Origin of the sequence: Streptomyces flaveolus, assembly GCF_000716535.1 — a bacterium.
Taxonomy (GTDB): domain Bacteria; phylum Actinomycetota; class Actinomycetes; order Streptomycetales; family Streptomycetaceae; genus Streptomyces; species Streptomyces flaveolus_A.
The window spans coordinates 1-21,093 of sequence record NZ_JNWV01000015.1; the positions used below are offsets into that span (position 1 = coordinate 1).

At 69.7% G+C, this 21,093-nt stretch carries 18 protein-coding genes; 10 read left to right on the forward strand and 8 right to left on the reverse strand.

What is annotated here, in order from left to right; all coding sequences use genetic code 11:
• Both OO52_RS16860 and OO52_RS50775 read left to right on the forward strand, forming a co-directional pair.
• Positions 1–1,786: Helicase associated domain protein (locus OO52_RS16860; protein ID WP_037670775.1), on the forward strand; the 1,786-nt coding region annotated here is incomplete at its 5' end.
• A gap of 35 nt (positions 1,787–1,821) precedes the next feature.
• A complete protein-coding gene (locus OO52_RS50775; protein ID WP_158712496.1) occupies positions 1,822–2,259 on the forward strand; it encodes a GNAT family N-acetyltransferase in 438 nt (145 codons plus the stop codon).
• A 619-nt stretch (positions 2,260–2,878) separates the two neighbouring features.
• Here OO52_RS50775 and OO52_RS16865 read toward each other — a convergent pair.
• The 4 genes from OO52_RS16865 to OO52_RS50780 all read right to left on the reverse strand — a co-directional run bounded on the left by OO52_RS16865 (position 2,879) and on the right by OO52_RS50780 (position 5,499).
• A complete protein-coding gene (locus OO52_RS16865) occupies positions 2,879–3,151 on the reverse strand; it encodes a DUF559 domain-containing protein (RefSeq protein WP_030643703.1) in 273 nt (90 codons plus the stop codon).
• 96 nt (positions 3,152–3,247) lie between these two features.
• The gene (locus OO52_RS16870; RefSeq protein WP_030643705.1) at positions 3,248–3,733 is read right to left on the reverse strand and encodes a hypothetical protein; all 486 of its coding nucleotides are present in this window, start codon (positions 3,731–3,733) and stop codon (positions 3,248–3,250) included.
• Positions 3,734–4,258: 525 nt separating this feature from the next.
• A complete protein-coding gene (locus OO52_RS16875) occupies positions 4,259–5,332 on the reverse strand; it encodes a hypothetical protein (RefSeq protein ID WP_199819995.1) in 1,074 nt (357 codons plus the stop codon).
• Positions 5,329–5,499 carry a hypothetical protein gene (locus tag OO52_RS50780; RefSeq protein ID WP_158712497.1) on the reverse strand — a complete coding sequence of 57 codons (171 nt, stop codon included), beginning with the start codon at positions 5,497–5,499 and terminating at the stop codon, positions 5,329–5,331. The genes OO52_RS16875 and OO52_RS50780 overlap by 4 nt, the downstream gene beginning before the upstream one ends.
• Before the next feature lie 386 nt (positions 5,500–5,885).
• Here OO52_RS50780 and OO52_RS16880 point away from each other — a divergent pair, with 386 nt between their 5' ends.
• From OO52_RS16880 to OO52_RS52035, 3 genes are all read left to right on the forward strand, one after another.
• On the forward strand, positions 5,886–7,511 hold the full coding sequence (locus OO52_RS16880; RefSeq protein WP_030643708.1) for a hypothetical protein: 1,626 nt from the start codon (positions 5,886–5,888) through the stop codon (positions 7,509–7,511).
• Between the two features lie 123 nt (positions 7,512–7,634).
• Positions 7,635–8,600, forward strand: a complete 966-nt coding sequence (locus OO52_RS16885; protein WP_030643710.1) for a DNA-processing protein DprA — start codon at positions 7,635–7,637, stop codon at positions 8,598–8,600.
• Positions 8,597–9,340 carry a ComF family protein gene (locus OO52_RS52035; RefSeq protein WP_234339830.1) on the forward strand — a complete coding sequence of 248 codons (744 nt, stop codon included), beginning with the start codon at positions 8,597–8,599 and terminating at the stop codon, positions 9,338–9,340. The genes OO52_RS16885 and OO52_RS52035 overlap by 4 nt, the downstream gene beginning before the upstream one ends.
• Positions 9,341–10,013: 673 nt before the next feature.
• Here OO52_RS52035 and OO52_RS52675 read toward each other — a convergent pair.
• A complete protein-coding gene (locus OO52_RS52675) occupies positions 10,014–10,172 on the reverse strand; it encodes a hypothetical protein (protein ID WP_234339831.1) in 159 nt (52 codons plus the stop codon).
• Positions 10,173–10,181: 9 nt separating this feature from the next.
• Between OO52_RS52675 and OO52_RS16895 the strand changes: the two genes are divergently transcribed.
• The 3 genes from OO52_RS16895 to OO52_RS52680 are packed head-to-tail and all read left to right on the forward strand — an operon-like array spanning position 10,182 to position 13,609.
• Positions 10,182–11,168 carry an ABC-three component system protein gene (locus OO52_RS16895; protein ID WP_234339832.1) on the forward strand — a complete coding sequence of 329 codons (987 nt, stop codon included), beginning with the start codon at positions 10,182–10,184 and terminating at the stop codon, positions 11,166–11,168.
• Positions 11,161–11,640: a three component ABC system middle component gene (locus tag OO52_RS16900; protein WP_030643717.1), complete on the forward strand. Its 480-nt coding sequence runs from the start codon at positions 11,161–11,163 to the stop codon at positions 11,638–11,640. Before OO52_RS16895 ends, OO52_RS16900 begins: the two co-directional genes overlap by 8 nt.
• A 4-nt stretch (positions 11,641–11,644) precedes the next feature.
• Positions 11,645–13,609, forward strand: a complete 1,965-nt coding sequence (locus tag OO52_RS52680; protein WP_030643718.1) for a DUF3732 domain-containing protein — start codon at positions 11,645–11,647, stop codon at positions 13,607–13,609.
• 134 nt (positions 13,610–13,743) lie between these two features.
• On the opposite strand, the gene OO52_RS16910 is transcribed toward OO52_RS52680, so the two are convergent.
• On the reverse strand, positions 13,744–15,546 hold the full coding sequence (locus OO52_RS16910; RefSeq protein WP_078877164.1) for a DUF6119 family protein: 1,803 nt from the start codon (positions 15,544–15,546) through the stop codon (positions 13,744–13,746).
• A 53-nt stretch (positions 15,547–15,599) separates the two neighbouring features.
• Between OO52_RS16910 and OO52_RS50785 the strand changes: the two genes are divergently transcribed.
• Together OO52_RS50785 and OO52_RS16915 are read left to right on the forward strand one after the other, a co-directional pair.
• Complete coding sequence (locus OO52_RS50785; protein WP_158712498.1) at positions 15,600–15,743, forward strand: hypothetical protein; 144 nt, start codon at positions 15,600–15,602, stop codon at positions 15,741–15,743.
• 1,121 nt (positions 15,744–16,864) lie between these two features.
• Entirely contained in the window at positions 16,865–18,751 is a 1,887-nt protein-coding gene (locus OO52_RS16915) for an SIR2 family protein (RefSeq protein WP_078877166.1), read from the forward strand.
• A 1,159-nt stretch (positions 18,752–19,910) separates the two neighbouring features.
• Here the strand turns inward: OO52_RS16915 and OO52_RS16920 are convergent.
• Positions 19,911–20,192, reverse strand: a complete 282-nt coding sequence (locus tag OO52_RS16920; RefSeq protein WP_030643724.1) for a hypothetical protein — start codon at positions 20,190–20,192, stop codon at positions 19,911–19,913.
• On the reverse strand, positions 20,189–20,911 hold the full coding sequence (locus tag OO52_RS16925) for an HNH endonuclease family protein (protein WP_051818379.1): 723 nt from the start codon (positions 20,909–20,911) through the stop codon (positions 20,189–20,191). The genes OO52_RS16920 and OO52_RS16925 overlap by 4 nt, the downstream gene beginning before the upstream one ends.
• Positions 20,912–21,093: the final 182 nt, after the last annotated feature.

Here is a 21,093-nt window from a genome sequence, read left to right on the forward strand (position 1 = left end):
CCTTCAGGCCGGGCTGTTGACGGCTGCCGCGCGGGAGCGGCTGCGCAGGGTCCTGACGTTTCACAGCCGGGTGTCGGAGGCGGAGGCGATGGCCCGGGGCGTTCCGTTGGTGGCGGCCCGGCTCGCCGAGGACGCCCCGGAGACCTTCCCGCCGGCTGAGCGGGTCTGGGCAGACTGGCTGCACGGGGACCACGCCCCGGGGTATCGGCGTGAAGTGCTGGATGAGTTCGCTTCCGATTTCATCGGTGGTGCCCGGTCGGATATTCGTGCGGCGGTGCGTGTTCTCAGCTCTGTGAAAGTGTTGGGGGAAGGCGTGGATACGGCGCGGTGTGATGCGGTCGCTTTCTGCGATGCCCGGGGGTCCATGGTCGACATCGTGCAGATGGTCGGGCGTGCCCTGCGCTTGAGTCCGGGAGAGGGGAAATTGGCTTCACTTGTGGTGCCGGTATTCCTCGGTCCGGATGAGGATGTCGATGACCTTTTGACGTCGGATGCCTACGGGACCCTCGCGAAGGTGCTCGGGGCGCTGCGGGCGCACGACGCGGACACGATCGAGGCTCTGGCCGATCCACGGCAGCGCAGCGGACGCCGGACCAGCGACGAGGACACCCAAGTGCCCCTGTCTGAGGCGGTGTTGGGCGGCGGCGGCGCCGTGGACGAGGACCAGGCGGACGAGGACGAGGACCAGGGCGCCGAGGACGACCGCGAGGCGGACGAGGGCGCCGGGGATGACCTGTGGGTGAGCCAGGCAGCGGCGGGCCTGCTCCGCTTCAGCAGTCCGCGCGATCCCGCGTTGGTGGCGCAGTTCGTGCGCCTGCGGGTGATCGATCCGGAGAAGGCGTATTGGCGGCGTGGGATCGCGGCGGCTACCCGGTGGCGGCGTGAGAACGGCGGCGGGCAGCTGCGGGTGCCGTACGACTACATGATGGGCGAGGACGAGTCGGCCGGCGCAGCCGCCGGATTCCCGCTGGGGCGGTGGCTGGCTGATCAGCGGCGCTACTACAACGCGGGGACTCTGGAAGCCTCCCGCGTCAAGCAGCTCGACGCGCTGGGCATGGTGTGGTCCCACTACGACGTCGCCTGGGAGGAAGGGCTCACGGTCGCGCGGTCGTGGGCCGCCGCACACGGGCACTTCCTGCCCCCCGTCAACGCGGTCGGGGACGGCGGCTACCCCATCGGGGTATGGGCCAAGAACAGGCGTGCGGAGGCCCGTAGGGCGCTGGAGAACGCCGAGCGGCGCGCCGCGGGGGAAACCGTGCCCGTCGGTGCTGGGGAGCTGCCGGAGAGCCGTCTGGCGGCGCTGGAGGCCATCGACCCGGGATGGTGCCCGCTCGGGTGGGACGTGGCGTGGCAGCGCTGCTTCACCCTCGCCCGCATCCACGTCCGGGCCGGAGGCGCGCTGCCGGAGACGGCCGGTGAACTCGTCGTGCAGGGCGAGGATCTCGGGGCATGGGCCGTCGCGCAGCGGCAGGGGTGGGACAAGCTGTCCCCCGCCCAGCAGTGGCTCCTGGGCAGCGCGCTCGGACTGAAGCCCGCCGGCCCCGCAGCCCGGCCGGCCAAGCTCACCGCAGACGGCAAGTGGGCACTCAACCTCCGCGCGGCCCGGCAGTTCCACGACCGCGAGGGACACCTGCGGCCGGGCCGGAAGCACATCGAGCGCCTGGACGTCGACGGCGTGGAGGTCGATATCAAGCTCGGCATGTGGCTGGACAACACCCGGCGCCGGGCCGACAAGCTCACCCCCGAACGACGCGCCGAGCTGGACCAGCTGGGCATGCGCTGGTGACTGCACCAGACATGGAATCGAGAAGGGGGTAACAGGTGGTTGACCGGGTCCGTCTGGTCCGGGTCAGCGCTGACGCTCCGCGTCTGGTCTGGGAGTTGCACACGCAGACCGAGCGGGTCGCTTACCTCGACGCCCTGGACGGCGACCTGCTGTGGGTGAGCCACATCGGAGTCGATCCGCGCTACCGGCGCCTTGGCCACGCCACACGGCTGCTGCACGCCGTGCTGGCGCACGCTCCAGCCACACCCGTTGGTCTGACGGCAGCACCCTTTCCCTCCTGGCGCCAGCCAGGACCGCTGCACGACGACCTGCGCACTTGGTACACACGACACGGTTTTCACCCCGAGCCCAGCTCGCTGGATCCCTACCGGATGATCCGACCTGCCATGTCGCCTGAGGCGGCGCGCGACGGTTGCGGCTGCGGCGAGAAAGAACGCATCGAACTTCGGGCCGGGGAGCGAGGGCGGGTATAAGCCGCCGGGCATCGCGGTGCGCGCCCACCGACGCACGGCACGGACAGCACGGCGGTCCGGCCGGCAGCCGGGGCGCGGCCCCGCGGGCCGCGGGCACGGACAGCCAACGGCACACGGACGGACAGCGGCAGACGGTGGCACCCGGGGGGCGGGGGCGGACGGTGGAGGGGCCGGGCCGTGCGCGGCACGGCCTCCCGGCACAACACCGCACGCCCCGCCAGGCCCAGCGCGGGCGGGACCCGCCCGGGCGGGACAGCGGCACACGGCCCGGCCGGCGGGCACAGCGGCCGCACGGCCGGGGGGCGGGCAACCGGCAGGCGGCCAGGGCGGGACGGCGCCGGGATGCACGACGAGCGGCCGGAGGCCGGGTGCGGGCTGCCAGGGGCGCAGGCGGGGCTGCGGCGGACGGAAGGCGGCAGGCGGCCTTCGTGCACGGCGCCGCACGGCGGGGGTGCGGCGGGGCGGAGGATACGGCGGCGGGCCCGGGCGAAGCCTCGCCAGGCGGCCACGAAGCCGCGCGGAGGGTACGGCGGCGGGCGCGGACGGCGGGGCGCGACCGCCCGCCAGGCCGTGGCCGCGCTGATGTCTCAGGATCCGGCCTCGCGGCGGAAGCGGGGTCTTACGTAGTGGGCGGGTGGTCGAGGAGTGTGTCGAAGAAGCGGGCGAGCAGAGGCTGGGCGGTTTCATGGTCGCGGAGTTCGTCGTGGCCGAAGCGGAACACCTCGTAGCCGCGGAATTTCAGGTCTCGATCCGCTGCCATGGTCGCTGCGTATTTCGCGCTGTCGGGTTCGGTTCCACCGTTGCGTGTGTAGTGCTGCATGCCGTCGACTTCCAGGACCACGCGCCGGCTTCCTGGGAGCAGCATGAGGAAGTCCATGCGCAGGTTCTGCATGGCGTGCGCGCCGCGTTCGCGAAGGGTCTTCGGGTCCCAGTGCAGTCGCGATGCTCAGGGACGGCACCTTCTACGAACCGAAGCCGTCGGCCACCATCACCTGAGCTGCGGGTCTGCGAGGAGAACGACTCGATCGGCCTCGACGTCGAAGCCCAGCACCGGATGGCCGTACTCTCCCTCCGGGTCCATCAGCACCTGCTTGCCCAGCCGACGCCCGATCTCCCGAAGGAAGCCGCAGAGCACATCAAGTCGGTCCTGGCCCTGCAACTCCCGCAGGTCGACGTCGAAGTCGATTTCGTCGTCGGCATGGAAGCTGAATATCGCCAACACATTATCCGTCAGCCAGACCCGCAGGTCCGGGCACTCGGCATCCGCCGGTCGGGACAGCACGGCCTCCGCCCGGGGCACCGGAAGCACTGTCTCTCCCTCGGAGTACTGGCACTTCCAGCCCTTCTCCGCGACAAGGTCGAGGACCGCCTGCCAGTCCTCCACCGAGGCATTCGGGACACGCACGTCCGGCAACGACCCCATCAAGTCCAGGTCGAAGAAGCATTTCACGTCATCCCACAGCAGGTCGCTCACCCCGCCATGCTGCCCGGATCGCCGACCCCACGCACGCACGTTTCCCTTGACCAAGGACATAGAGGCACCCCCCCGGGCGGCGCAGCGGCCCAACGTGGAGGGCCCAGGAGCACGGCACAACCTCGCGGCACAGATGGCACGAGCAGCGCTGCCGGGCGCGACGGACGGCCGGCGGTCAGGTGCCGCTCGGCCGGGAGGGCCGGGCACGGCCCGGGCGGTGAACATGCGGTCGTCCGTTCTGAGCCGGCGTGGCACGGCCAAGGCGCTCAACCCGTCGGGACCGGTGAGGACACGGTGCCGGTTCGCAGGCCGGACCGACGCTCATCAGTCGTCCCCTGCTCATTCCCGACCCTGAGCCCGTGGCGCCCGGGCCCGGCCGGTCAGCCGGTCACCGTCACCTGGGCGAGGTCCACCTCGCCGGCTTCGACCAGGGCCCGACGCAGTTGTTCCGTCCCGGCGGGACGCCCGGCATCCTCATCCGTGCGGGAGACGGCTGGGTGGTCGGCAGCAGCGTCGTGCCCTCGCCTATCCGCGTGCTGTCTGGCCTCTACTCCCGGCGTCAGCCGGGCCTTCGCCGGACTCAGCCCCGCCGGCCAGTAGGCGCTCCATGCGGTGCCGGTAGCGGTGGAGGTCTTCGGCCCAGCCGGGGACGAGGAGGTACTGCACGGTGCTCAGGGTGATCGCCGCCTCCCCCAGCCGACCGACCGGGGCGACCCCTCCGGCGCGCACCCACTGGTCCCACATCACGTCGTCCATCAGCTCGGCCACCACCTCAGGGTCGGCGCGTTCCTGGAGCAGCTTCATGAGGGTGGAGGAGGCCTTGGTGCAGGCGCGGACCGCCTCGCATAGCAGGATGCCGTCCGCGCGTTCCAGGGCATGAACCAGTCCCGGCAGTCCGTTCGCCAGTGGGGAGAGAGCCCGCAGGTCGGTTTCGGCTTCGTCGGCGGCGACGTGAGCGGCGGTCATCCGTTCGAGCTGCTCAGGTGGGCCGGTCCACACGCTGCGCCAGGCGTCGGTGAGTTCCTCGGGGCTGACGTCGGCCATGCCGCCGGTCAGCAGCCGGGCGCCGATACGGATCAGCGTGGAGTCGAAGGGATTGGACACCGTGCGGGGATTGGGCAAGGTGATGCCCTCGGTGGCGGCGTGGGCCCGCAGGAGTCCGTCCAAGTCCCGTCCGATGGAGCGCCGCCCCTGCAGCAACCGCTCGGCGAGGTCCTGTCGGGCGTCGAAGGCGGCGTCGCTGTCGCCCTGCGGGATTTCGGCCAGGGCGATGCCTGCCTGACGCAGGGGCAGTTGGATGGTCCAGATCAGGGCCTGGCGCAGCAGTGCGGTGCTCTGTTCGGTGGCGTCGATCGCCCAGAACGTCCAGCCGATCCAGCTGATGCCGCGGCCTGGACTGGAGAGGGCGGCGAGCCATGCGGCTCGGTGGACGATGTCGGGGCGCAGCGCGCTGGTTTCGGGGTCGGTCCACTGGTCGGTGGGGGCCAGCCAGTGCTTGGCGCGCCAGCGTTCGAGCTGGTGGGGGGTGGCGGTCAGTCCGCAGCGGCGGACCGCGGCGGCCAGGGCGAGCTCCGCGGCGGTGGGCGGGGTGCGGGTCACATGCGCCTCCCGTGGTCCGGGCCGGTGACGGTGTAGACGGCGGTCGCCGTGGTGAGGGCGCTGGTCCACTGCTGGCTCCGGGCGGCCAGCACGGCGGCTGCGGTCACCAGCAGCCACAGCAGGGCCCGGTGAGCGGCATCCGGTCCGGGCTGTTGTGTTCTCTTCACGGTCGGCTCCTTTCGTGCCGGCCCTCCGAGGCGGAGGTGGCGCGTCTATCTGGTCACACCGGCCGGGCGGGGATGGGAAAAACCTCGCGGGGCAGCCCGCCGGCTGTCGTCGGAGGTACGCCGTAGTTCGCCGTATGGTGCCGTACCTGACGTGAACGGCCGCGTAATGACTTCGAGTTGAACCGTGGACATGGCCCGTGCTTGTCGCATCAGGACGCTGTCGAAGACTGGTCGGCGCCGCCGCCCGCGGCAGCGACGGGCGTGGCTCCGGACTAGGCGGCGGCCGCGGGAGCCCGAACCGTGGGATTCGCCGGTGCTCGGTCAGACCGGCTGAGATCATGGCAAGAGGGTCAGCTCATGATCAGGGCACAGCAGTGGGGGCGGCGATGGACGAGAAGAAGACGGTGCGCGCGGTTGCGATCGACTACAAGGCAGTCCTGCACGGGCCCGGGCGCGCGCACGAGGGGATCGCTGAACTGCTGCGGTGGCTCGGTCAGCGCGATGTAGCTTGGGTGCTGCTGACCAACGACCCGATGGACGCCAAGTCGGCCCTTGCCGCGGCCGGCCTTCCCGAACCGGCCCTGCATCTGTGCCGCGACGACATCCCGGACAAGGCGAAACGCGGAAACAAGGCCTGGCTGGAGGCAGTCGCGGACAGACTCGGCCTGCGCATGAACCAGCTCATCCTGATCGGGACCTCGCAGTTCGATTGGTACACGGGTATCCATGCCGGCGCCGTCCACATCCACGCCCGCTGGGCCAGCCGCCTGGGAGCGAAGATCACCTCGCTGATGTCCGACGAGCCGGCCGACGTCATCGAACTCCTGGAGCACTTCCTGCTGCACGAGCCCCGTTGGGCGTTCCGTCTCGATGACGAGGACCGCGCCTTCGCGATTCGCTCGATGCTGCCGTTCAACGCGCGGTTCCCCCGTGGCGGCGGCCGGACCTTCACGATCAAGGACATCTTCACCTACGAGAACACCGTCAAGGTCGGTGACGAGGACGCGCGCGATGTCCTGATGCTGCACCTTCTGTGTGCGGCCTACCTCGATGGTGCGCTGCCCGGTCAGAGCTTCTTCTGCGTGTACCCCAGCAGCACACCGGCCAAGGGCAACCCGCAGCTCGCCGGGTTCCTGGACCGCGCCAAGGTCATGACGGGCTCCTCCTACAAGGAGGACCTTCTCGAGCGTGTCGCCCAGGCCCCGGACACCAGCCTGGAGCGGTACAAGAGGAGCGTCGGCCAGTCGACGGGCCGGGACATCTCCATCGCCGCCCAGGCCCGCACCGTACGAGTCAACCCGGCCTACAAGAAGAAGATCGTCGGCAAGACGGTGATCGTCTTCGACGACTTCACCACCGAGGGCAAGTCCCTGGAGTGGGCCCGCACCCTCCTCAGCGAGGCCGGAGCAGCACGAGTCATCGCACTGACCATCGGAAAGTACCCCTCGCGTCACACCGTCTACCGGCTGCGCCCCGGCGTCACGATCGATCCCTTCACCACCAACGGCGTCACCCTGGCGCATTTCCAGACGACCACAGGCCCTGGAGGAGCGGAGGAGGGGCCGTCGGTGTTCCTGACGGCTGCTATGGAGCACTTCGCCGCCGCTGAGGAGCGCGCCGTCGAACCCCAGACCCCTGAGGCGGCCCCTGCCCGGATGGCTCATCCGGCGCCCCGCCCGGTTCCTGCTGGCACCCGCTCTCCCATGACCGCCTACAAGATCGCCCGACAGCGGCACCTCGCGGACATGCTCACCCACGTCCAGCAGCATGCGTACCCCCTCGTCTGGCGCGGCGAGTACCTGATGCCTACCGGGGAGACGACGACCTCCGCCTTGTGGTGGATCGCCCTGCCAGGGCAGGTCGAGCAGTGGTACGACACCAGCGAGGCTGAGCGCCTGGTCAGCGGCATTTGTCTGGCGGTAGGGATTATCTGGGAACCGGTCGCGGCGCCCGGCGGCGAGACCCAGCTCGCCGAAGCCCTCGCCCGTATGGAACAGCGGCGGCAGGGCTGAGGAACCGGCCCGACGCTCCCCTTTCTGTCCACAAGAGGGCTCCGTAGGCCATGATGGGAACTGGCCCGAGTACCTCGCTTCATCCTTCGAACATCACGGGGCCACGAGTAGAAGGACACACCGATGGACCTCGATATCACCGCTGACCAGCACGATCTGCTGACCCTGTGCGCGTTGCGCGCCGGCGATGCCACCCTCGACTGGAGCCTGCTCGCCCGCGGCGCCCAGAGCCCCGAGGGCCTGGCCGCGCTCATGGACGGACAGCTGGACGAGGACTCGCGTGCCGCGGCCAAGAACCGGCCCCTGCTGCAGCAGGCCCTGGCCGCCGGCCTGGATGATGCCCGTACCCGCGTCGACGACGAGCTCGCCGCGGCCAGCAAGGCCGGCGCGCGCCTCGTCACTGTCCTGGACAAGGACTACCCGGCGAACCTGCGCGTGATCGGCAATCTGCCGCCGTTCCTCTTCTACCGCGGCGAGCTCGATCAACGGGACGCCCGCTCCATCGCCGTCGTCGGCACCCGCCAAGCCTCCGAGGCCGGGCTGCGCCGGGCGGCGCGGATGGCCCGCGAACTCGTCGAGCACGACGTCGTGATCGCCAGCGGTCTCGCCAAGGGCATCGACGCAGCCGCCCATCAGGCAACGCTCACCGCGGGCGGCCGGACCTTCGCCGTCATGGGCACCGGCATCGCCGCCCCGATCTACCCGGCCGAGAACCGTCCGCTCGCGAAGGCGATCCTCAGCGCTGGGGGAGCGTTGCTCAGCCAGTTCTGGCCGACGAGCCCCCCGGCGAAGTACACATTCCCCCGCCGCAACGTCGTCACCTCCGGCAGCACCCTAGGCAGCGTCGTCATCGAGGCCTCCAGCACGTCGGGCGCCAAAATGCAGGCCCGCTTGGCCGCCGAGCACGGCAAGCTCGTCTTCCTGATCCGTTCCCTCGCCGACACCCAGCCCTGGGCCAAGAAGATGCTGGACGAGGGCCGGGCGATCTTGGTCACCGCCTCCAGCGACATCACCGACCGCCTCGGCCAGGCAGCTGACATCCAGGCCGCTGGCCAGCAGCGCCAGCAACTCGCCCTGGCCGGCCTGTGACGGCAGGCCTCCCCAATCCGGCAGGCTTCCCCAACTGCCCGGTGTGCGCGTACCGCATCACCGGCACCGCCCGCCTGTGCTCTGACTGCGCCGGCCGCACCCTCCAGCCGGTCGCCGAACCCCACTGCCCCGTCTGCTCCCAGGCCGTCGCGCCCGGCAGGCAGTGCAGTAATCGGGTGTGCGCGCTCCCGGAAGCCGAGCGGGGGTTCTCCCGCGTCGACGCAGTGGCCATGTACTCCGGAGCCCTTCGCGACAAAATTCACAAGCTGAAGTACGAGGGCCGGGCTGGCTGGGCGATGATCTTCGGCCGGCTCCTCGTCGGCTGGATGCAAAGCCACCCCGAGGCGATGAACGGCGTCGACTACGTCGTCGGCAACCCCACCCACATCGGCCGCCAGCCCATCCAGCACATCGAGGCGATCATGGACGCTGCCTACACAGAGGACGTGACCCGGGCCTTCCCGCTCAGTCCGCCGGGCGGCCACCGTCTGGAGAAGCACATGGAGACGGCCCGGTCCGCAAACCGCACCCTGGATGAGAAGCGCGCGGCCGCGACCGCGCATGCCGCCGCCCTGACCTGGACCGGAGACATCAGCGACATCAGGGGGGCCACCGTCCTGCTCGTCGATGACGTCTTCACCAGCGGATCGCAGCTCCAGCACGTCGCGCTCCGGCTCCGGGCGGCCGGAGCCGCCGACGTCAGGGGGCTGGTTCTCGCCCGAGTCCCCTGGAGCGGATGACGCTGCCCCGGAGACCGGGACTGGGCCTGTCGGCTGGCTCCGGCCGGCCGGTCAGTGCCGGACACTTCGAGTCGAACTTACGCGGTCTGACCAGGACGGTGGTCATGTGACGGCTGAGGCGCTGCAAGGGAATCCGGGGGGATCAGCCCGGCGCCACCGTTACCCACCCGGGCCGGTGCGGCCGGCTGCTGGCAGCTCGCCGCTCCCGAGGCGCAGGGCGGGCAGCGGCTCGGCGCAGGCGAGGACCGAGAGCGGCGGGGCGGCGGCGACAGGCGGCACGCGCGCGGCGGCCGCGGGTACCGGCGGACAGTGGTTACAGGAACCGGCGGGCGACCGGCCCGGTAGCCGACGGCTCACGGCCAACAGCCGACGGCGGGCGTGGTGACCGGGCGGAGGTAAGGGCGGCAGCCGGGACGGCCCCTTGAGGGCCCAGAACCGAGGAACGGGGCAGAAGCGGACGGGGGGACGGCCGAACAAGGCCGGCGACGGAGGCGACTGGCCACGCCTGCATCCCATCAGCAACACCTCCTCACCACCATCGACATCCACCCCCGATAAAGCCGACAGCATCGCCGCCGTCATACTTGCGTTCGATTAGTGTGGTGTTCTGGACGGGCAACATCAGAATCGGGAGACTGTGGGCATGGCGTCCTCCGCGCATGAGGCATCTGCGTCAGCCCTGGGCTATGTCTTCCAGGCGCAGCTCGCCCTCCTTGAGCTGCTGCGGGGACAAGAGGATCGCCCGGACGGGGCGATCAGCCTGGAGCTCCACGACGACGTTGCGTGGGAAGAAGATGGTCGGCCCGTTGAACTCCTGCAGGTCAAGCACCACATTCGCAGTGTGCGGTCGCTCGGCGACAAGGACGACGACGTGTGGCGGACTATCCAGTCCTGGATGGACACCCACGCCCCTGGCGACGAGTACGGCCCGATGCTGACCCTGGTCACTACACAAGAGGCCCGGCCAGGCACGGCGATGGCCGCGCTCAAGGTGCCCAATCCGGTACCCGCACAGGCTCTTGACCTACTCATCGCCGCCGCGCAGGAGTCGAAGGCCAAGGAAACGAAGGACGCACGAGCAGCTTTCCTGGCCCTTCCGCCGGCTCAGCGGGCCGTCTTCGTGCAGCGGATGAGGGTCATCGACGGTTCGCCGTCCATCGACGACCTCGACGCGCAGGTACGGGTTAAGCTCAGGGCCGCGCTTCCCGACGGGCACGCCGACTCCTTCATGCGGCAGCTGTGGGCGTGGTGGTACGAGCAGACCGTGGACATGCTGCAGAAGCGGCACACCAGCGTCTCCGTGACCCGGCTGATGCAGCGCATCAGCCGCATCCGCGACGACTTCACCTCCGACAGACTGCCCACACTGGTGGACCGTGAGGACTTCCCGCAAGAAGCCGAGACCGAGCTGGCTGATGCCTGCTTCGTCCACCAGCTGCGCTGGGTGGGCGCCGGCCGCCAGTTGAACAAGGCGATGGTGGACTACTACCGCGCCTACACCCAGACCGTGGCCTGGCTCGAAGACGACCTGGTGGACCTCGACGAGCTGGCACGGTTCGAGGACAACCTCGCCGACGAGTGGCAGCGGGAGTTCGACTGGATGCTCGACGACCTAGGCGAAGATGCCACCGACCGGGAGCAGGAGCAGGCCGGCAAGGCGCTGCTGCGCAAAGCCCTGGACCAGACCCGGTACCGACTCCGTGAGGCGTACGACGAGGCGTTCTTCTCCCGGGGCAAGCACCACGAGCTGGCCGACCGAGGACGGGTCGGATGGCACCCCGACTTCGAGGCACGGGTGAAGAACCTGATCAGGGCCGCCCGTGCCTAGCTGGAGCCAGCGGCCGCAAGCCAGCGCCGCCTTCCTCAACCCTGCTCTCGTCGCCGCCGTCGCCGCCACTGCGGCACGCGATTACGAGCGGGAGGCCGCCGGCAGGCTGATGCCGTGGCCGATGGCCTTCGTCGTGGCCCCGCTGGTCCTGCACCGGCCCACGCGGCAAGCGCTGCCCACCTCGACGCGCACCCATCTGACGAACTGGGTGGCGGACCACCCGGCACTCGTCGCGGGCCTTGCCGCGCGCAGCACCTCACTGGCACCCGCCGTACGGGAAGGCCTGCGCTTCGGGCTCCGCCACGAGATGCTCACCATCGAGCAGGGAGCCCTCAAGAGCAGGATTGCGTCGAAGTCCCGTATCGAGGGCGAACTTGCCGACCTGATCAAGGCCGCATCGTTGATAGGCCGCTGGACTGCCAAGTCCGACAACCCTTCCACGGTGTTTGCGTTGCTGGGCGTGAGACCCTGATCCGGTGCAGATCCGGTCGATCATCCTCTACAGCAAGCGCGGCGAAAAGCGCGTCCTGGACTTCCGGCTCGGCGAGCTCAACATCGTCACCGGCACCTCCCAGACAGGCAAGAGCGCGCTGCTCGACATCGTCGACTTCTGCCTCGGCAGGGACGAGGCCACGCTTCCGATCAGCCCAATCTTCAACACTGTCGCGTGGTACGCAGTCATCCTGCAGCTGCCCGACACCCGCATCCTGGCCGCACGGCCGGCGCCTCGTCCCGGGGCCAAGTCCGTCACCACCGCCATGCTCGAAGTCGGCAACGACCTCGGCATTCCGGAACTGCCCGACCTTCGCGTCAACACCGACTCCACACAGCTGCGCCAGCAGCTCGGCCGCCGGATCGGCATCGGAGATACCCGCAGCGAACCGGCGCCGGGAAGCCTCCTTTCCCCGCTCAGCGCCAACCTCGGCCATGCCGTCCTGCTCTGCCTGCAGAACCAGGACGAAGTCGCCTCCAAGCGGGCCCTGTTCCACCGGCAGAACGAGCGTGGCATCCCCGAGAGCCTCAAGGCCACGATCCCCTATTTCCTCGGGGCGGTCCCCGAGGACCAGGCCGCGCTCCAGCAGCAGCTCACTCAAGCTAAACGAGCCCTCCGCCGCGCCGAGAACGACCTAAGAGCCGCCCAGGAAGCAAACCAAGGCATCGAGGCCCGCCTTGAGTCCCTCCTCGGCGAAGCCCGCGTCCACGGACTGCTCACCGACGACAGCGTCGACACCTCCGACAGAACAGCCGTCATCACCGCATTGCAGCAGGCTGCTTCCTTCCGGCCCACCCCGGACAACGCGGACGAGGAACAACGGCGGCAAGAACTCCTCCTCACCGAGCAGTCGTCGGCCCTGCGGCGGCAGCTCCGCTCCCTCGCAGAAGAACGCCAGCTCCTGAACGATCTGGAGACACAGGCCGCCGGCTACACCGGCGCCGTCGCCCGCGGCATGTCACGTCTGTCGGCGCTGAACCTCGTACCCGACGGCTTCCCCGGCGAACACAGCTGCCCCCTGTGCGGAAACGAGCTCGCCGAGCCCGACCCCACCGTCGCCGACATGCACACCACCCTCGCAGACCTCCGAGGGCAGCTCGACAGCGTCCAAACCGTCCAGCCCCGCCGCGAGCAGGCCCTGCGCGAAATCGAGCAGACGGCGACGCGGCTGCGCGAACAGCTCCGCGGCATCGAAGGTGCCTTGAGCATCATCGCCGAACAGCGCAACCAGCAGGCCGGCCTCCTAGGACAGGCCGAAGCGCAGGCCTACACCCGCGGCAGGATCAGCGCCTACCTGGGCCAGATCAACATCACAACCGACAGCGGACACCTCCAGCGCCTGGAATCGGCCGTCGCCGTCGCCCAGAGGCTCGTCCAAGGCCTCGAAGAGCAACTCGACACCGACACCATCGACGACAAACTCACCCACGGCCTCAGCTACCTCAGCGGCAAGATGACCAGCCACGCCCGAACCCTGAAACTCGAACACGGCGACCGCCTGGTCCGTCTGGACCTCAAAAAGCTCACCATCGTCGCCGACACCGACGAGGGCATCACCGAACTGCTCCGCATCGGCAGCGGTAAGAACCACGTCGGCTACCACGTGGCAGTCCATCTCGCCCTCCACCAGTACTTCGTCGCCAACAGCCGGCCCGTACCCCGCTTCCTTATGCTCGACCAGCCCACCCAGCCCTACTACCCCTCCGACATGGCCAAACAGCGCGGACGACTGGAAGACCTCGCCCTGGACGAAGACCGCGTGACCGTCACCCGCCTCTTCGAACTCATGCACCAGACCGTCAGTGAACTTGCCCCCAACTTCCAGATGATCGTCAGCGACCACGCGGACCTGCCCCACGACTGGTACCAGGACTCCATCCGCTACAACTGGCGCAACGGCGAAAAACTCATCCCCACCACCTGGCTCGACGACAATCCGGCCCCGTAGCCAGGCACCCTCCCCACTCCCCACCACCGGCACCCACCCCAGACAGAACCGACAACAGCGTTCATCGACCGCGCCATCGTGCCACCGGCTGACTGATACTCGGCAGCATGCAGGCGAGGGCGCGGCCCCCTGCGTCAGCGGCGGATTGCGACGACTTCGACCTCCGCGTTCATCGCGCGCAGCCGCCTGACTGCCTGAAGCAGCGAGACCTGGGCAAATGCGAAGAGCGAGTCGACACGGATGTCCTGGCCGTCCTTCAGAAGGATCCCGAAGACCACCCGGAGCGTGCCGAAGTCGTCGAGCAGGCGGTGGTCCGGCGTGTGTGCGGCGACCTGGTCAAGGAATTTGGTCCGTACTTCAAGGTCGCTGCGCAGCGACTCGACGGCGGCCACGCCCTGGGCGAAGAGGTGGTTGAGGGGGGCCGTGCTCGCGGGTGCCTTCTTGATGCAGATCAATTGGTTCTCGGGGCCGAGAACGTCGCAGATCTCCAGGCCTCCTCCCCTGAACTTCCCCGTGACAATGTCTTTCTTGTCGAAGAGCAGGTACCCGTCCGGCTTCGCCGCTTGGTGGTTGAACCAGTCCTCGTCGTGAGCGTCGCGGCCTTTGGAGTCGAGTGGGCCCTTGGTCCAGCGCGGGAGGGTGACCGTCTGCGGCTGGGTGAACAGGGCGGTGAGTTCTTCTTCCAGGGTCTCAAGGAAGCCGGCCCCTACCTCGAACCATTTGCCGTTGCCGTAGAACAGGCGGTCTGTGCCCATCGTGATGTCGGCGATGAGCCACTCTTTCCCGTTGGTGGTGACGCTGGCCGGGGTCAGGAAGTCGTCGTCGCTGAACATGGTGACCCGTACGTCGCCGAGGGCTTTGAGCCGTTCTCCCTCAGACTTGTCCTGTACGAGCTGCAGCAGGTGGTGCAGCTCAAGGTCGTTCGTCTCGATCGTGCGGGTGCCTCGTCTGGCACGGAACGCCTGGGCAGAGCTGTAGCTTTCCTGGCACGAGTCAGGAATCCCAATGGTCAGGCGGGGACTGTCCGGATCCGCAAGGTGTTTTTCCAGGATGGCCTGGGCCTGCACCGCCTTCTGGCTGCGACTGTCGAGGGTGTGGACCCTGTTGACAAAACGCAGTTGCGGGAGCGGATCAGGTCTTGCACACACGTCCTCGATCGCCTGCAGGTCGCTCAGGAACTGTTCCACAGTGGTGGCAAGGGGAAGCTTGATGGTGGCCTGTGAGCACTCGACGCGGACCTGTCGTGTCCTGCCGGCCTCCAGGGAAGTCAGTGACAGTCCACTGACAGTGCCACAGATGCGGCGGACGACAGCACCGAAACGGTCCAGACCGAAGTCGTCTATCCGCTCGCCCCGTGACACCGAGTACTCGTCGACCCGACCTCTGCCGTCCATGATCTGGTTGCGGATTTTGATGACCCCGTCGTCGTCGAGGCAGCGGGTAGCGAACTCCAACCCAAACTCGTCGTCACGGAAGTAGGGGTCCAGCATGTGCTGCCCCACCCCGTAGCTCAGCGCGTAGATGCCGCGGTCGGTGCGCATGAGAAGGAGTCCCGCCGCGGCGCGGCTGCGTTCATTGACTTCCAGTCCGGTGATGGATTCCACCGCGCTGCACCAGTCGGCGCGCTCTCGGGGAACACCTCCGGTGATCAGCAAGCCCTCCATCCCCTGGCGGGTGAAGTCTCTAGCCTGGTAGTCCGCACTGTCGAGGTATCTCTCGCGGACGAACGTGCGCAGTTCCGGGGTGGTGCCCTCGGAGGGCCTGAGCCGGTGGAGGGTGGACTTACGGGTGGCGGATCGGGACGTGCGGCTACTACCCAAGACGGCCTCCACGCGCGAAGCAGTTGAAGACACTACGAAAGCAGACAGGGTGCCGTCTTCACTACCGAACGGATCTATCCGGCTCCAAGGGGAATGCCGGACGGACGGAAGCTGCATAGAGCATCCACCGACAAGCTCCTCGAACTAGCCACCGACGGCACCCCAGGCTCATGGCTCCCTACACCGAACTCTCCGCCGTCCGCGTCTACTTCATCCACGTCCGCGTCCTGCCACCCACCACCGTCAGCAAGACCGGCAAAGCCACCCGCGTCACCCTCACCCACGCCCACCTCACCAACCCCGACACCACCTGACCGGCCTCACCAAGTAGCAGCTCACTGGAACTGCACAACACCAGGCCATCCCGCGCAGACGACATACGCGCAAGTCAGACAACCACCACCCCACTCAAAGCCACACTCCGAGCACTCCAGGCGCCTCCAAGATCACCCAGAGGATCTGAAAACCCCCAAGCTCGCAGGCGCAGCCGCAGAGCAGAAAAACTGGGCGACGACACCCGGCGAGCAGCCGGGCCGGGACCGCGCACGGGGCGCACGACGAGCAGCAACTCGGCGCGGGCAGCCGGACGCAGGCCCAGCCCGGCAGGACGGGGCGCGCGGTCCGGCACAGCGCCGCGGTGACACTGCGGCCCGGGCGCGGCCAGGTGCAGAGCGCGGGCACGGGCGGACGGGCGCAGGGCGCGGGCGGACCACGGCGCGCGGCGAGACGGCCCAGCGCGCGGCCGGGAGGCCGGTGCGGGCCCGACGCTGCCCGGCAGTCTGGTCCCATGCGGGGAGGACCGGACAGTGGGCGGCGGTGGCCGCCGGACCTGCCGAGGGCGGCCGCAAGGAAACGGCACGGTGGCGCAGCGGCACGGCGCGGGCGCGGCGACGGCTCGATGGGCCGGACGCGCGGCGGGTGGGACGGCGGACGCAGGCCCAAGGCCGGCGGGACAGGACGCAGCAGGCCGGCACCAGCACGGCGGGACGGCGGCCCGGGCCCGCCGGGCGGTCGGGAAGCGGCGCGGGCCCACGGTCGGGCGCGGGGTGCGGGCACGACGGCCAGGTGCGGGGCACGGACGGGCCTGGCGCGAGCGCGACTCGCCGCGCGGCGACAGGACGGCAGGCCCAGGGAAGTACGGGAAGTACGGCTGCGGGCGCGGACGGCGGGGCGGCCGGGCCGGGCATCGGGCGGCCTCCGGGCACAGCACCGCACGGCCGCCGGGCGCAGCGAGGGCGGGGGCGGGGCCCCCACGGGCCCGACCGGCGGCAGGCGGTACAGCGCGCGGCCGGGAGGCCGGCGCGCGCACCCTTGGGGCATGAGCCAGCTCACCCGAAGTTCGCCGCCGCCGTGGTCGTAGTGAGTGAAGGCGGGTGGCCCGTCGATGCGGTGACCCCGCGACCCCTTTTCTCGTCAGTTTGACGATTAATGCGGTATGCTGCTTGTCACGGCGAGACTTCGCCTGTCGGGCGAGCCGTCCTCGGGAGGGGCACACATGGAAAACGAGAGTGCGGCCAGCACGGTCGCCGTCGCGGCCAGGGGGCTGATCGAGCCTGAGATGGCGATGGCGCTGAACGTGCACTCGAGCCCGGGCGTGTACGCGCTGCTGCTGGGCGCCGGCATATCGATCGCCTCAGGAGTGAAGACCGGCTGGGGGGTGGTGGAGGACATCGTCGGGAAGGTCGCCGCCGTCCGCGACCCCGACAACCCCGGTGCCCGCGCCGAAGCCGCAGCCGACCCCGAGAAGTGGTGGGAGACCAACACCAGCGAGCCGCTGGGCTACTCAGCGCTGCTAGCCGCCGCAGCACCGATGCCGGCTTCCCGCCAGGCAATGCTCGCGGAGTACTTCGAGCCCGAGGAAGGCCAGGACGACACCAAGGGCCCTACCGCCGCGCACCAGGCCATCGCGCAGCTCGTGAAGCGCGGCAGTATCAGGGTCATCCTCACCACCAACTTCGACCGGCTGACCGAGCGAGCGTTGCAGGAGGTCGGGATCTCGCCGCAGGTGGTGAGCCGTCCGGAGCAGATCAAGGGCATGAAGCCGCTCACGCACAGCCAGGTCACCGTAATCAAGCTCCACGGGGACTACGCCGACCTGGAGCAGCGCAACACGATCGACGAGCTGGAAGCCTACCCCGACGAACTCCGGGAGCTCCTGCAGCGGGTTCTGGACGAGTACGGGCTCATCGTGTGCGGGTGGTCTGCGGACTGGGACAAGGCGCTCGTCCGCGCCGTCGAGGGGACCCGGTCGCGCCGGTACCCGCTGTTCTGGTCGCACTATGGCCGGTTCAGCGACGCCGCCCGAGCCCTCACCGCGCAGCACGACGCGGTGGTGATCGACGGCAAGAACGCCGACGAGCTGTTCACCGGCCTTGTGAGCCGCGTCGAAGCCCTGGACCGGCTGACCACCGCGCCCATCACCCGGGACGTCGCCGTCGTACAGCTCAAGCGGGCGTTGCCCGACCCCCTGCGTCGCATCGAGCTATTCGACCTCGTCGACCAGGCCGTCACCCAGATCACCGATCGCAGCACACCCGAGCACAGGCCTGTGCTCGCCACGTCCGCCGCCTGGGCCGACACCTTCGGGTCCAACGTCCGCGGCTACCGGGCCGACAGCGACACTCTGCTGCACTTGCTGGCCAACGGGGTCTTCCATGACGACGGCAGGCACGAACCCATCTGGCTGCGCGCCGTCGAGCGCCTTGTCCGCCTGCGCGACACCACACCGGGCACCTACAACGAGTACTTGGAGAAGCTGCGCCACCTGCCGGCGCTGCTGGCGGTCTGGACGATCGGCGTCGCCGCCATCCTCAACCGCCGCGAGGAACTGCTGGCCACTGTCCTCTACCACCCGGAGTGGGCCTTGCCGAACTCCGGTCACGCCCGCCTGGGGCCAGCTTGGTACCTCAACCCCAACCGAGTCCTCGACACCGACGGGATGCATGACATGCGCCCGTCCGGAAACGGCGGCAAGTTCCTCTACCCCCAGAGCAACTGGATGAAGGACACGCTGCGCGAGCCCTTCCGGCTCATCGAGCCCAGCGACACCGCCTACCGCGAAGCCTGCACCCGTTTCGAATTCCTGGCCTCCATGGTCGCCATGGACACCGACAGCGACTTCCTCGCCTACCCCTGGGCCGGAGAATTCTTCCTCAATTCCGTATGGGGCTGGGACAACAACGGCCTCGCCGACGTCATCGCGGAAGAACTCACTGACACCTGGCCGCTCCTGCACGCCGGCGCCTTCGGAGGGCAGCTCTCCCACGCTGAGAGGGCCCTTGCCGCGCTCGCTGACTGGAGGCGCCAGCACGGCAGAGGATAGTAATCCCGGTCTCTGAGGCGTGTGGGAACCCCGCACCCGTTCCACCAGCGGGGCCGGGCAGGTTAGGCGGCGTTCGCGATCTTCTCACGGCCTGTCACCACGGCCGGGGGGGCTGCCATCCACCGCGGACGCTCGCCGCCGGCCCCCGGGACGGCACACGGGCGCAGCGGGAGCAGAAGGACGGCGGACACGCACAGCGCGGCGGGCGCCGGTGGCCCAGATGGCGACCAGCGGCCGACGTGAGGGCGGGCCCGGGGTCGGAAGACGCAGCGGGGCACGCCGGGGCAGGCGGCCACCGAACCACCGGCGGCCGGGCCTGCCCGGCCGGGACCCGCGCAGGCCCGGCCGGCGGCATCCGGCCCGACACGGCACGGCGGACACGGCCACCACTGGGACAGCCGGGCGGCGGCCGGCCAGCGGGCGGGGACAGGCCCCAGAGGGAAGAGGCGACACAGCCCGGTGCAGGCTCAGGGAACGGCCAGGTAGAGACGGTGACGGGATCGGCACAGCCAGCTCGGCCCACGCAGACGGGACACGGGCGGGACGCGAGCAGGGGCAGAGGGGACGGGCCAGGACGAAAGCACGGCACCAGCGCGGCCGGGCGACGGCGACCGGGAGACCGGCACGCGACCGCAGCGCCGCGCCCGGCCTGACGACAGCTCGCCGCCCCCAGGACGCCCGGCAGGCAGCGGGACGGCGCAGCCGAGGACCGACAGCGGGGCGGCGGCGACAGGCGGCACGCGCGCGCGGCGGCAGGCAGCCGGCAGCGGGAACGGGCGGACGGTGCCGACCGGAACCGGCAGGCACCCGAGCCGGCAGCCGACGGCTCGAGAGCTGACGTAGCGGCAGGGCAGCGGCGGCGCTTCGGTGTTGTCCGGCCGCGCCGGCTGTGGCGCGTTGCGACACTCTGCCCGGCTCCGCGAAGTTCGTCCCATGCCAATGAGCCGAAGCACGGTAGTTGTCACATAGGCAGTCTTGTTGTCACCTGCGGGGTGCGGCGCCGGAAGGTCTCACCTCTTGACGGCCTCTGCGATCTGCTGGGCGGCCTGGGCGGGGACAGCAAGGCCCTCCGCGCCACCGTTCCTGCTCGTGTTCCTGGTCGACGCGATGCGGCAAGAGCTCCGGCCTGCTGTCAGGCCGGAGCCGGTGAAGCGTCGGGTCAGGTTGCGGTGGCGCCCTGGCCGCGGCGGATGCGGCCGAGGAGGTCGCGGTGGTAGGCCGGGAGGCCTCCGTCGGGGATGGGGGCGGGGCTGCCGGTGAGTGTGTACCACTCGTCGGCGCCGGTGTACTGGACGGCGGCGCAGGCGCGGTGCCCGTCGTCGGTGAGGGTGGTGCGGACGGTGAGGTCACCGGTGATGACGCCGACCTCGTCGGTCATCGCACCGCCCGGGCCGGCGGTGACGCTGCTGGTGTAGGAGTCGGTGTCCGGGCCGGTGTTCATGCGGGGCAGGTGTCCAGCATCTCGTCCAGCTTGTCCTTCTCCGGCTCGGTGATGTTGAGGTCGTAGACGTACTTCACATGCGTCCAGGCGCGCGCGTAGGTGCACCAGTAGGAGCGCAGCGGCGGCGCCCACTGGTCCGGAGACTGGTCGCCCTTCTGCCGGTTGGAGCTCGCCGACACCGCGATCAGCTGTGGGTTGACGAGATCGTTGGCGAACTGGCGGCGCTTGGCGGTGGTCCACTCATCGGCGCCGGAGCGCCAGCCGTTGGCGAGGGGGACGACGTGGTCGATGTCGACCTCGGTGGACGGCTTGGTGGCGATCTTCCCGTCGTAGGCGCTGTACCAGATGCCGGAGACGGCCCGGCACTGCTCGTCCCTGACGACGTCCTGGCCGTCGCGGGCGAGGACGACCTCGCGGGTGTCGCAGGTGCCGTACTGGGTGACCCAGTGCGGGAACTTCGAACGCGAGTACCCGGTCATCGGATGCGGGTCCGCGACGGTGAGGTCGTCCAGTTCCTTGCGGACGACCTCGGCCGGCGGCGGCTCGGGCAGGTCCCGCCGCACCGCTGACGCGGTAGCCGGATGATGGGCGGCCGCCGGCGGTGCGGCGGTGGCGGGCCACGCCGCGAGCGGCGTGGCCAGGGACAGGGACAGCACGGCGGTGGCGGTCAGACGCCACCATGAGCGAGAAGCGATCACAAGGCGAACGCCTACCGGCATCACCTGCCGGCCGCGGGGATCACCGCCCTGATGTGGCGTGTCCCAGCGCATCGGTTGACGGACACCTGTGGCCCATCGGCCAGCTGGCCGCGCCAGCAGGGCCGCATGCCCGGCACCTGGCTCGAACACCCCCGCGTCGGCGGGGAGGACGGGATCGGATCCGGCGGCCTCAGCCGGCCGGT

Excerpts from the sequence above, each read along its gene's own strand:
- OO52_RS16865 (WP_030643703.1), bottom strand. The coding sequence starts at position 3,151 with ATGCAGAACCTGCGCATGGACTTCCTCATGCTGCTCCCAGGAAGCCGG.
- OO52_RS16880 (WP_030643708.1), top strand. The coding sequence starts at position 5,886 with ATGGACGAGAAGAAGACGGTGCGCGCGGTTGCGATCGACTACAAGGCA.
- OO52_RS16885 (WP_030643710.1), top strand. The coding sequence starts at position 7,635 with ATGGACCTCGATATCACCGCTGACCAGCACGATCTGCTGACCCTGTGC.
- OO52_RS16910 (WP_078877164.1), bottom strand. The coding sequence starts at position 15,546 with ATGCAGCTTCCGTCCGTCCGGCATTCCCCTTGGAGCCGGATAGATCCG.
- OO52_RS50785 (WP_158712498.1), top strand. The coding sequence starts at position 15,600 with ATGGCTCCCTACACCGAACTCTCCGCCGTCCGCGTCTACTTCATCCAC.
- OO52_RS16915 (WP_078877166.1), top strand. The coding sequence starts at position 16,865 with ATGCTGCTTGTCACGGCGAGACTTCGCCTGTCGGGCGAGCCGTCCTCG.
- OO52_RS16920 (WP_030643724.1), bottom strand. The coding sequence starts at position 20,192 with ATGAACACCGGCCCGGACACCGACTCCTACACCAGCAGCGTCACCGCC.
- OO52_RS16925 (WP_051818379.1), bottom strand. The coding sequence starts at position 20,911 with ATGCCGGTAGGCGTTCGCCTTGTGATCGCTTCTCGCTCATGGTGGCGT.